The organism is Streptosporangium longisporum, assembly GCF_039534895.1.
GTDB lineage: Bacteria > Actinomycetota > Actinomycetes > Streptosporangiales > Streptosporangiaceae > Streptosporangium > Streptosporangium longisporum.
This window is the reverse complement of record NZ_BAAAWD010000017.1, coordinates 82,431-93,912: the sequence shown is the minus strand read 5'-3', so window position 1 is coordinate 93,912 and position 11,482 is coordinate 82,431. Positions and strand designations below refer to the sequence as shown.

At 73.0% G+C, this 11,482-nt stretch carries 9 protein-coding genes and 1 pseudogene; 4 read left to right on the top strand and 6 right to left on the bottom strand.

All coding sequences use genetic code 11. The features are described 5' to 3' along the window. Positions 1–42: 42 nt before the first annotated feature. The 5 genes from ABD832_RS31280 to ABD832_RS31260 form a co-directional block, all read right to left on the bottom strand. Positions 43–2,100 carry a UvrD-helicase domain-containing protein gene (locus tag ABD832_RS31280; protein WP_344902438.1) on the bottom strand — a complete coding sequence of 686 codons (2,058 nt, stop codon included), beginning with the start codon at positions 2,098–2,100 and terminating at the stop codon, positions 43–45. Between the two features lie 3 nt (positions 2,101–2,103). Next, entirely contained in the window at positions 2,104–4,761 is a 2,658-nt protein-coding gene (locus ABD832_RS31275) for a hypothetical protein (RefSeq protein ID WP_344902435.1), read from the bottom strand. A gap of 111 nt (positions 4,762–4,872) precedes the next feature. After that, complete coding sequence (locus ABD832_RS31270) at positions 4,873–5,625, bottom strand: class I SAM-dependent methyltransferase (RefSeq protein ID WP_344902432.1); 753 nt, start codon at positions 5,623–5,625, stop codon at positions 4,873–4,875. A gap of 127 nt (positions 5,626–5,752) precedes the next feature. Next, positions 5,753–6,820 (bottom strand): ABC transporter substrate-binding protein, encoded by a 1,068-nt coding sequence (locus ABD832_RS31265; protein ID WP_344902429.1) that lies wholly within the window; start codon positions 6,818–6,820, stop codon positions 5,753–5,755. Between the two features lie 86 nt (positions 6,821–6,906). Beyond that, positions 6,907–7,110, bottom strand: a complete 204-nt coding sequence (locus ABD832_RS31260; RefSeq protein ID WP_344902426.1) for a putative acetyltransferase — start codon at positions 7,108–7,110, stop codon at positions 6,907–6,909. Between the two features lie 160 nt (positions 7,111–7,270). Here ABD832_RS31260 and fdxA point away from each other — a divergent pair, with 160 nt between their 5' ends. From fdxA to ABD832_RS31245, 3 genes and pseudogenes are all read left to right on the top strand, one after another. Then, positions 7,271–7,597 (top strand): ferredoxin, encoded by a 327-nt coding sequence (gene fdxA / locus ABD832_RS31255; protein WP_344902423.1) that lies wholly within the window; start codon positions 7,271–7,273, stop codon positions 7,595–7,597. Between the two features lie 205 nt (positions 7,598–7,802). Beyond that, positions 7,803–8,883 (top strand): annotated as a pseudogene (gene dapC / locus ABD832_RS31250) (succinyldiaminopimelate transaminase). An 11-nt stretch (positions 8,884–8,894) separates the two neighbouring features. Further along, positions 8,895–9,569 carry a DUF4178 domain-containing protein gene (locus ABD832_RS31245; RefSeq protein ID WP_344902420.1) on the top strand — a complete coding sequence of 225 codons (675 nt, stop codon included), beginning with the start codon at positions 8,895–8,897 and terminating at the stop codon, positions 9,567–9,569. Between the two features lie 149 nt (positions 9,570–9,718). Here the strand turns inward: ABD832_RS31245 and ABD832_RS31240 are convergent, their stop codons facing one another. Then, a complete protein-coding gene (locus tag ABD832_RS31240) occupies positions 9,719–10,543 on the bottom strand; it encodes a hypothetical protein (RefSeq protein WP_344902417.1) in 825 nt (274 codons plus the stop codon). A gap of 70 nt (positions 10,544–10,613) precedes the next feature. Here ABD832_RS31240 and ABD832_RS31235 point away from each other — a divergent pair, with 70 nt between their 5' ends. Next, positions 10,614–11,480: a 2,3,4,5-tetrahydropyridine-2,6-dicarboxylate N-succinyltransferase gene (locus ABD832_RS31235; protein WP_344902414.1), complete on the top strand. Its 867-nt coding sequence runs from the start codon at positions 10,614–10,616 to the stop codon at positions 11,478–11,480. The last annotated feature ends 2 nt before the right edge of the window (positions 11,481–11,482 follow it).

The window sequence follows — 11,482 nt, the reverse complement described above, 5'->3', positions numbered from 1 at the left end:
ACCGGCAAAGGGGAATATATCCGCAGTTCAGAGACTATGTGATCAGGTGGGAAGGAAGGGACTGGCCCGCCCGGAGTGGGATACGTAGAGAAGTTCTCTGGCCCGGGTGCAGGCCACGTACAGCAGCCCGCGTTCCCGCTGGAGGTCGTGTGCCCTGGCGGCCGGGTCCTCGCCGACGGGGGTCAGGGCGGCGGGGTCGGGCACGGTCCCGTCGCTCACGCCGATCACCGCGACCCGCCGGAACTCCAGGCCCTTCATGCCGTGCAGTGTCGTCACCCGTACTCCCAGTTCACGCAGGGCGGCCCGTGCGTCGCGCACGAGGCCGGAGGTCCTGGCGGCCACCGCTATCTCCTCCGGAGGCACACCCTCGTCCACCCACTGTCCCACCTGTGCCACCAGCCCCGTCAGCTCATCCCGTGGAGAATCGTAGGCGCGGACCGTCGGCCGCGGCCCGTACCGGACCCCCCGGAACCCGTAAAGCTCCTGCACACCCTTGACGAGCCCGTCGGCGGGACCGCCCCCGCGCAGCCGGACCCCCCACGACAGGATCTCTCGCGGGAGCCGGTACGACACCCGCAGGCGCTGCTGGATCGCGTCGATGCCGACGGCTCCGAGCGTCACCCGGGTGTCGAAGATGCGCTGGTGCGGGTCGCCCACGACGAACAGGTCGTCGGGGGCGTGCGGCACCGCCGCCCGCAGCAGCCGCCACTGCGCCGGGTGCAGGTCCTGCGCCTCGTCCACCACGATGTGCCGGTACGGCTCCCTAACCGGCTCGGTCTCCTCCAGCAGGTCCCCGGTCGTCCGGCCGAGCAGCGTCGACGCCTCGGAGGCCAGCTGGAGCAGGGTCCGCCTGCCGCGCCGCCGCAACTGCTCGGTGACGTGCCCGACCGCGTCCCACACGACGGCCCGCTCCCGCCGCGACAGCTCGACGCTGCGTCCCGGGCGGGGAGCCTCCAGGTACTCCTCCAGGGTCCGCAGGTTCTGCGCCAGTACCACCTGCTCCCACTCGCGCAGCAGGAACGCCGGGCTGTGACCGGTCGCGGTCTCCTCCCAGAGCGCGGTCAGCTCGGCGCCGCCGACCAGCGAGGGCGGCCGTCCCTCGGCCTCGGCCACGATGCGGTGGGCCAGCCGGTCGACGTTGCCGACCTCGACCCGCTTGCGGATCACCTCGTCCTCGATCAGGACGTCCAGCCGGGCCGCGAGGTCGGCGCTCAGCCCCTGGGAGAAGGTGACCAGCAGGACCTGGCCGGTGGCGCGGGAGGCCAGGTGGGCGGCCCGGTGCAGGGCGACGAGGGTCTTGCCGGTGCCCGCGCCCCCGGTGACCAGCGTCGGCTGCGGGTAGGAGTCCCGGTAGGCCATGCGGTGCTGGGGCGGGTAGAGGAACACGCACCAGCCGGGCGCCTCCAGCACCCGGTTCAGCTCGCGCGGGTGCGGGGTGAAGACGGCCCGGTCCGGGCTGCGCAGCAGCGCGGCGCCGAAGTCCTCGGGGTTGACCGGCTCGGGGCCGGGGGCGACCGCGCGGCAGTTCTCCAGCTCCCGCCAGGCCCCGGCCATCGACTCGCCCCGGGCGAGCGCGGCCAGCGGCTCGTACTGCGTGGGCGGCAGCAGCGGTTCCAGGGCCTCCAGGGTGAGCTGGTCGGTGATCTGCCGCACCAGCGGCAGGAACCGGCCGTCGACGCCCAGCTCGGCCAGGTCGCTGTCGCAGATGTCGGAGAACAGCCGGGACGTGGTCGCCTCGGCGGCCCTGCGCACCGCGGGCCTGACCCGGTCCAGCGCCTCGGCGTCCCACATCTCCACCACGCCGAGCGCGGTGTTGACGCCGAACCGGTGGCGCTGCGCGTACGCCCACGCCTCGGCGTCCGGGAGCACGGTCAGCAGCCAGTAGACGTCCCGCTGCCTGACCACGACGCCCCGGTGCCGGTCGGCCAGCCTCAGGGTCGCCACCCTGGGGTCCCTGGCCCCCCTGACCCGCTCGGGATGCGGTGCGCCCGCCACGTTCTGCAGGAACCTGCGCGCCGACACCACGACGTCGCGCCGCACCGGCCGGGCCAGGGCGGCGAGTCCGGCCGGGAACTCGGGGGAGAGGGCGAGGCGGGGCACGGATCAGGCCAGGAGCGCCAGGAGATCGCGGTCCCCGCGTTCTCGTAACCGGGTGAGGAGGTCGGGCAGGGCCGCGGGACCGCCCATGCCGACCCGGGTGGCGATGACCCGTACGGCCTGCTCCGGGGTTCCGCCCGCCGCGGTGTAGCCGACCAGCCGCAACGCCCGCGCGGTCGTCTCCACCTCGTCCCCCGCGGCCGGCAGGTGCCTGGCGCGCAGGACCCCCTCGTCCGACAGGGTCAGGAACAGGTGGCTGCCCTCCTTGGCGCCCACGTCCGCGAGCAGCGTGCCGAGCGACTCCAGGACGGGCCTGTCCTGCCAGTTGAGGGCCAGCTCGCCGACCGCGCTGCTGACCGTACGGCCGACACCGGGCGCCATCCCGAGGTAGGCGGCGAACCCGCTGGGCAGCGGGCACTCGGCTCCCCGCAGGTGGTCGGCGGTGACGTCGATCCTCAGCCACCAGCGGCCGTCGGGCTGCCGGAAGCAGCGCCGGGTCAGCGAGACGTCCTTCAGCGGGCGGAACGGGGCCTTCGCCGGTTCCCCGGCCTTCTGCCCGTCGGCACCGCCGCCGTTCCGTCCCTCGGCACCGCCGTCGCCGAGCCGGTCGCCCGCGCCGTCGCCGGGCTTCTCCACGGTCAGCGAGGGGGCGCCGCCGCGCTGCGGGGGCCGCTCGCCCGCGCCGAGGATGCGCAGCTGCGGGACGTTCTCCAGCCACTCCTTGGACACCTCCGGGTGGATGCCCAGGGAGGAGACCATGTCGAGGGCCTTGTTGATGGTCAGCGGGGGCGTGGCGGCGCTGATCATGTCGCGGGTACGGTGCCGCAGCTCGGTGATGTCGCCCTCCACCAGCCACTCGTCGACCACGTGGTACTCGGGCAGGGAGGCCAGCACGAACTGCCAGGCCGGTACGTCGAGCGAGCGCAGCTCCCGGGTGTGCCAGTCGGCGGCGTTGATCAGCCGCTCCCGGGGAGCGGCCTTGCCGAGAAGGTCCTTCACGCTCTCCAGGTGCTCCCGGTACGGGGCGGCCTCGTCGGAGGCGATCCACTCGGCCAGCTCGCGGCGCAGGTCCGTCTCCAGGTCGCGGATCACGTCCGGCGACACGGCGAACAGCTTGGCCAGCGCCTCCACGGTCGCCGGGACGTCGCTGAACAGCCTGTTCTGGGCCACGGCCCAGCGCCTGTCCTCGGCGTCGGCGAAGACACCGTCGACCAGCGCGTGCAGGCTCGCCGCCCGCGACTCGGGCTCGCCGCCGGGGACCGGCCCGGACGCCTCGTCGCCGGGCTCGGACGCGTCCCGCGAAAGGTGCGGTACGACATCGGGGACGAGATCGCCGTCGGCCCGGCTCTCGGCCGGGTCGTGGGCCTGACTCTCGGCCTCGTCCCCGGCCTGATCGTCCGCCTGGTTCCGGGCCGGGTCGTCCGCCTGGTTCTGGGCCGGGTCGTCCGCACGGTCCTGGAGACGGTCGTGGGCCTGGTCCTCGGGCTGGTCCTCGGGGGCGTCCCGCGTTCCGTCCGGATCCTCGTGCTCCGTCACGGAACCGGCCTCGGCGCGGCTCCTTCTGGCCGCGGCGGGCCGGAAGAGGGACCCGGGCGCGGCGTCCTCCTCGGCCTCCTCCGCCCGGCGGTCCCGGAGAGCCTCGGCGGCCGGCGCGGCCTCGGCCCCGTGCGGGACGGCCTCGGAGGCCTCCGAGGCCGTCCGGATCTCCGGGGCGTCCGGAACCTGCGAGGCGTCCGGAGGTTCCGGGGTGTTCACGCTGTCGGGGGTGTCCGGGATCTCTGAAGCGTCCGGGGTGTCCGGGGTGTCCGGAGGTTGCGGGGTGTCCGCGACCTCCGGGGCCTCCGGGGCGTCCGGGATCGCCTCGACCTTCGGGCCCTCCACGGCCCGGGTCTCCACGGCCGTCCGGCTCTCCGGGGCCCGTGAGACGTCGGAGGCCGCCCGGTCATCCCCACCCTCCGGCGACGCCGGGACCTCCTGGACCTCCTGGACCTCTTGGACGTCCGCGATGTCCGGGGAGGAGGCGACCGGAGCACCGGGAACCGGGGCCGCGGGCGCCTGGGCCACCGGAACCGGAGGGCTCATCGGGACCGCGGGACCCGCCGTGACCGCGAGGTTCGCCGGAGCGGCGGGACTCGCCGAAACCACCGAGTCCAACGGGTCCACAGAACTCGCCGGGTCCACGGAGCCCGCGGACCTCACCGAGTCCACGGAGCCCACGGAGCCCACGGACCTCGCGGAGCTCAGGGGAGTCGCGGGGGCGGAGGCCGTCAGGCGGGTGAGGACCGCCGCGAAGAGGGTGTGCAGCAGCGGGACCGGCTGGATGAACGGCTGGTCGCGCAGGTCGTGGCCGGTCAGCGCGAGCAGTCCCGGCCAGGACCCGGCGCGGTCGAGGGCGATGGCCGTGCACGGCTCGTCCGCGTCCTCGGGGTCCAGCACGTGCAGGGCGGGGAGCACGTCGCCCACGGCGGCGGCGGGCCAGTGCTTGAGGGCGAGCTCGGTCAGGATCTCCGCCAGCCGCTCCGGGCCCAGCACGGCGAGCACCCGGGCGATCGGCAGGCTCCGCCACCAAGCGTCCGGTAGGTCGGGCTGGTCGCGCAGAAGTGGGATCGTGGCCGCGTCGCTCCAGCGCAGCGGCGGCACGAGGTCACTCAGACAGAAGTTCATCCGTTCCCTTCACCAGCCCCTCAAGCCGCCCGAGACACTCCGTGTGGCCGGGGAACGAGACTCATGGAACAGACCATAGTCTGGCAAATCGCCCCGGCGCATAGAGTCGGTTCAGCGGCGTACGGCCGCGAACCTCAGCCGTACGTAGTCGGCCATCCAGCCGGTCTCCCGCCGCAGGGCGGGGGCGGCCAGCTCGTTCACCCGGCGGAGCAGCGGATCGACCGTCTCCGCGGGCACCTCCTGCAGCAGCGGACGCGCGAACATCCGCACCCAGTCGGCGGCGCCGCCCGGGCACTCGTCGAGCCGGGTCGGCCGGTCGAAGTATTCCAGGAGGCGGACGACGAAGCCGCCCTTCTCCAGCCGCGAGGCGTACTCGGCGGGCGTGGGGAAGTACCACGGCAGGTCGGGCTCGCGCAGCCCGTACTCCCGCCAGGCGGTGGACAGCGCGGCCGTCAGCGCGGCGCAGTTGCCCGCGCCGCCCATCTCGGCCACGAACCGGCCGCCCGGCGTCAGGGCCTCGCGGACGCCCGCGATCACCGCGTCCGGCTCCCGGCCCATCCAGTGCAGCGCGGCGTCGGAGAAGACCGCGTCGTAGGGCCGGGAGACGGTGAAGTCACCGCCGTCGGCGACGACGAAGTCCAGCCCCGGGTACTCCGCCCTGGCCTTCTCGATCATCGCCGGTGATCCGTCGACCCCCAGGACGTACGCGCCCCGGGAGGTGATCTCGGCCGTCAGCGTCCCCGTGCCGCAGCCGAGATCCACGATGCGTTCCCCCGGCTGCGGGTCGAGCAGGTCCACCAGGGGAGCGCCGTGCGCCGAGACGTATCCGAAGCCGTTGTCGTGGGTGCGAGCGTTCCACCTCATCAAACCCGGGGTGTCGTATCGCAAGACGATCAGCTCTCATTCTGAGACGTCAAGGCCTCTTATCGGTACTCTCCAGACACTTTAGAGCCTCTGGGCGACCTTGACCCATCAGTCCCACCAGCCCCGCTCATCTCACCTTCCTGGCCCACTCCCGCTGGAGATAGGCGCGGGCCCGGTCGATCTCCGGAACCGTGAGGACCACGGGCCTGGCCTTGACCGGCGGGAGCTTGGCGGCCAGCTCCCTGTCCAGGGTGCCGCGCATCTCCAGGGCCTCCATCCGGACCGGGCGGGCGTAGCCCTTGAGGAAGAGGTTCTGACCCCGGTCGGAGAAGAGGAACTCCTGCCAGAGCCGGGCCGCGGCCGGGTGCGGGGCCTTCTTGTTGATGGCCTGGATGTAGTACGCGCCGAGGACGGCGTCCTTGGGGACCGCGACCTTCCACCCCTTCCCGGTGGCCGCCCGCTCGGCGTTGTGGTAGTCCCAGTCGACGACGACCGAGGCCGCCTTGGGGGCGGACGAGAGGTTGCCCGCGCTCTTGAGACGCTGGAAGAAGTCCACGCCCCGCTCCGCCCGCGCCTCACCGTCCAGGAGCGAGGCGGCCATCACCCCGTTGAAGGCGGCCGAGACCTCCCGGGGATCGCCGGGCAGCGAGACGCTGAGCCCCGGCTTGAGCAGGTCGGTGAAGGAGGCCGGGGTCGCCACCTTGGCGGGGTCGTACCCGATCGACATGTAGCCGCCGTACGCGGCGTACCAGGCCCCCCGGTGGTCCTTGAGGTGGTCGGGGATGTCGTGCCAGTTCTGGACCCGGTAGGGGGCGAACATCTCGGCCTTGGCCACCGCGACGTCCATGCCGAGGTCGAAGACGTCGGGCTTGAGCCGGTCGGCGGCCTCGATCTCCCGGGCGCTGTTCGCCTGTGGCTCCAGCTGCTCGACCTTGATCCCGTACTCGTCGCCGAAGGTGTCGATGATCTCGCCGTAGTTCACCCAGTCGCGGGGCAGCGCGATCACCCTGAGCGTGCCCTCCTTCTTGGCCGCCTCCACGAGGCGCTCCATCGTGGAGAACCCCTCCCTCATGGAGGCCGCCTGGGCGTCGATCGGCGGGAGCTGGGCGTTCTGGGTGGCCGGGGCGCCACATCCGGCGATCACGGTCGCGAGGATCACGGCGCAGGTGCCGGCACATCTGGTACGTAGGGTCACGGGCCGAATACTGTCCGTCCCGGCCTGCGAGGTCGAGCGGCGCGGCCCTTCCCATCGCACGGCTTACACGTGTCTTGGCGAGCGGCTTACCCGGGGGGCCCTTCGGAGGTCCGGCCGCGCGGCGGGTCCGGGACCACCTTCGCCGCGGCGAGCGTCTCCTCGGCGATCTCCACCAGGGTGCCGTCACGCTTGCGCACGCCCAGCACCCCGTCGCGCCAGAACTCCAGCTCACCCACGGCGTCGCGGAACCCCTCGGGCACCCGTCTGCGGGTGGTGACCCTTTTGCCCACGTCGGATGAGGTTAGGGTGACGTTCAGGCGAGCACTGAAACCAGGGGCCATCGACTTTTGCCCCCTCGCGTTTCAGACATGTGGCAGGCACGGCAATACTAGGGCTTAGCAACCCGCGGTCGAAGTCGTGCCTAGGTGCGTAAAGAAGAAGGAGCCCGAGGTGACCTACGTCATCGCGCAGCCTTGCGTGGACGTCCTGGACAAGGCGTGCATCGAGGAGTGCCCCGTCGATTGCATCTACGAGGGTGAGCGCATGCTCTACATCCACCCCGACGAATGCGTCGACTGCGGCGCGTGCGAGCCCGTCTGCCCGGTAGAGGCGATCTTCTACGAGGACGACCTCCCCGAGCAGTGGAAGGACTTCTACAAAGCGAACGTGGACTTCTTCGAGGACCTGGGATCGCCGGGCGGCGCCTCCAAGGTCGGCAAGATCGAGAAGGACCACCCCGTCGTCGCGGCCCTGCCCCCGCAGGCCGAGAGCCACTAGTGGCCGTGCCGGAGGGGGTGAACGCGCTTCCCCTCCGGCACGCGCCACCGGCCCGGCCCGTCGGCCGGTCCCTACACACGCCACCGCTCACGACCCGATCCAGCGAGAGACGACGGCTGATCCCGATGTACGCCATTCCCGGCCGGTTCCCCGCCCCGGAGGCCCCGGACGCCCTGGACGCCCCGGACACCCCGGTGAGGTCGCGGTGACCGGCCTGCCGGACTTCCCCTGGGACCGGCTCGTCCCGTTCAAGGAGCAGGCGGCGGCGCACCCCCGGCGGAATCGTCGACCTGTCGGTCGGCACCCCCGTCGACCCGGTGCCCGCCGTCGTGCGCCAGGCCCTCGCGGACGCCTCCGACAGCCCCGGGTACCCGCTGACCTACGGCACCGAGCGCCTGCGCTCGGCCGCGGCCGGATGGCTGCGCCGCAGGCACGGCGTGCTGCTGGACCAGGCGAACGTGCTGCCGCTGATCGGCTCCAAGGAGTTCGTGGCCTGGCTGCCGACCCTTCTCGGTGTCCGGCCCGGCGAGCGGGTGATCTTCCCCGAGCTGGCGTACCCCACCTACGACGTGGGAGCGCGCCTGGCGCACGCCGAGCCGTACGCCACCGACGGGCTGCTCGCGCTCGGGCCCGAGCGGGTGCCGCTGGTCTGGGTGAACTCCCCGTCCAACCCGACCGGAAAGGTCCTGCCCGCCGAGCACCTGCGAAAGGTCGTCGCGTGGGCGCGCGAGCGCGGCGCGGTCGTGGCCTCCGACGAGTGCTACATCGAGCTGGGCTGGGAGGAACGGCCGGTCTCGATCCTGCACCCGGACGTCTGCGGCGGCTCGCACGAGGGCCTGATCGCCGTGCACTCGCTCTCCAAGCGCTCCAACCTGGCCGGTTACCGGGCCGGGTTCGCCGCGGGGGACCCCGCGCTGATCGCGCGGCTGCTGGAGGTGCGCAAGCACGCCGGCATGATCATGCCGGCGCCGGTCCAGGCGGCCATGACCGCAGCCCTCGACGACGACGAGCACGCCGAGGAGCAGCGGTCCCGCTACGCCGCCCGTCGCGCCGCGCTCCGTCCCGCCCTGGAGTCGGCCGGCTGGAAGATCGAGCACTCCACCGCGGGCCTGTACCTGTGGGCCTCCGACGGGACGGGCTGCTGGGAGCAGGTCCGGGCCCTGGCCGGGCGGGGGATCCTGGTGGCTCCGGGTGACTTCTACGGCCGTGCCGGTGAGCGGCACGTCAGGATCGCCGTGACGGCGAGTGACGAACGCATCAGTGCGGCGGTGCGCCGCCTCCAGTAGGATCGCGCGGCATGACCCCTGCGGTCGCCGTGATACTCGGCCTGAGCGTCGCCACGATCGTCCTGCTGCTCGTCGCGTTCTTCACGACGACCCGCCAGGACAGGAACGGTCATGCTCCGGAGGCTCCCGGCGAGACACCCCCCACCCCGGTCGAGACCGCGCCGCCGCTGCCCGCGCCGACCGCGGGCCGCGTCGGCATCGACTACCCCGACCCTCGTACGATCAAGGTCGGCGACACCATCGAGTGCCAGGGAGTGCGCAGCCGCGTCCTCGGCGCGCTGTACCTGTCATGGCAGGGAAACCAGTGGACCGAGTACCTGCTCGACGACGGCACCCGCCGCTACCAGTGGCTCTCGATCGAGATGCGCTCCGGCAGCGCGGGCGAGCCGCCGCACCTGGAGGTGCTGCTGTGGACGCCGGTGCCGGCCGAGGGGATGATCCCCGCCAAGGCCACGCTGAGCGTCGAGGGCGTCGACTTCTTCCCGGTCGACCGGGGGACCGCCGCCTTCCGCGGTGAGGGGGTGACGTCGATGCCCGAGCGGGGCCTGCTGGACTTCGCCGACTACCGGGCCGCCGACGGCCGCCTGCTCAGCTTCGAGCGCCTCCAGGGCCAGCCCTGGACCTCCTCCTACGCACAGCCGCTCGCCCCCGGCACGATCAGCATCGAGAAGGGGCAGAAGGGCTGACCGGCCCGGCTCCCCCGGGTGCCGTGGCCGCCCGGGGGAGCCGGGCGGGTGCGGGTCCAGGCCCCTGGCCGGAGGTGCCCATGGGCCTGGGGCTCGAAGCCGGCACAGGCTCCGGACCCCGGGCGGAGAGACGTTCGCGAGCCCGGGACTCAGAAGAGCCGCACCTTGCCGGCGGTGAACCGGGAGTCGGCCTTCCAGCCGTCGTGCCCGTCGGCCGACACCCACGTGCGGCCGTCGTAGCCGACCCTGGCGAGCCCGAACTCCTTGGCGTGGGCGACCGCCCAGCCGGCCATCAGCCAGCCACGGCCGCGCGAGGGCGCCTCGAACGCCGTCCCGGGCCCGAGTGCCCGGCCGAGCCTGCGCGCCGCCTCCTCGGTGTCGGGCGGTGGCGGCGTCGTGCCGTCGGGGGTCGGGAACCAGCAGTGCACGGCCCCGGGGACGCGTCCGGTGAACGCCGCGGCCAGGATCTTCCCGTCCTCCTCGTGCTGGGCGTACGCCGACCCGTCGGCGGAGCGCTGCACCGCCTGGGCCGCCTCGTGCAGCGGCATCTTCCGGTAGCCCTTCACCTTCACCAGCGCGGAGAAGAACTTCCCGGCGGAGTAGACGGGGTCGATGAGCTGGTCGGGCCTACCCCACCCCTGCGAGGGCCGCTGCTGGAACGCCCCGACCGAGTCGCGGTCGCCGCCCGAGAGGTTCTGCAGCTTGGACTCCTGGATCGCGGTGGCGTACGCGATCACGACGGCCCGCTCGGGCAGCCTCCTGCGGGCCGCCACGGCCGCGATGACCGCGGCCACCTGCGCCTGCTCGATGTTCAGGTCCAGCGAGGCCGACGGGGTCGTGACCTTGCACCCCTCACCGAGATCGACCAGTGGTGTCCTCCTGAACAGGAGGAACAGGCCCGCGGTGACGATCACCACGAGCACGACGACGATCACGACGATCGCGATGACCCCTTTTGAGAACGGCCGTTGCACGGTCAAGAACCTACAGGTCCCCAGCGATTGCCCGGTCTGTCACAAGGTCGCGAACACTAAGCTCCGGGCCATGACCCAGACCGATGCCAGCCCGCTGCCCGCGGCCGTCGACGAGCTGTGGTGGCGCCGGGACGAGCTCAGCCCGGCCGACGGCCAGGCCCGCGCCGTCGTGGTGAGCGCGGTCGACATGCTCGACAGCGGGAAGGCCCGGGTGGCCTCGGTCTCCAGGACCGGCGAGGTGGTCGTGGACGAGCGTGCCCGGCGGGCCGTCGCCCTGGCGTTCCGGGTCCTCGGCCTGGCCAGGTCCCAGGTGGGCGACTTCCACCACCGCGACCGCGTCCCGCTCAAGACCGCGGTGGACGGGGTGCGCGTGGTGCCCGGGGCCATCGCCCGCTGGGGCGCCTACCTGGCGCCGGGCGTCGTGCTGATGCCCTCGTTCGTCGACATCGGCGCCCACGTCGACGAGGGCAGCACGGTGGAGACGTGGGTCTCGATCGGCTCGTGCGCGCAGATCGGCAAGAACGTCCACCTGTCCGCGGGGGTCGGCGTGGGGGAGGCCGCCTGCCGGGACGGCGCGGAGGACCCCGAGGTCCTCGCGGAGCGGCCCGCGGTGGCGCCCGTGGTCGTCGAGGACGGGGCGCTGATCGGCGGCCGGGCGGTGATCTCCGAGGGGGCCCGGGTCGGCCGGGGCGCCGTGATCGGGGCCGGGACGATCCTGTCAGGCTCGACCCCGATCGTGGACGTGCGCACCGGCGAGGAGGTGGACCGGGGCCACGTTCCCGACCGGTGGGTGGCGGCCGGGGGCATCCGGAACCGCGAGTTCACCGGCGGCGCGTTCGGCCTGCGCTGCGTCCTGCTGCTGGAGCGCCTGGAGGAGGGCCACAGGCCCGGCCGGGCCGAGCTGGGACGGATCCTGCACGGCCACGGACACGGATAGGG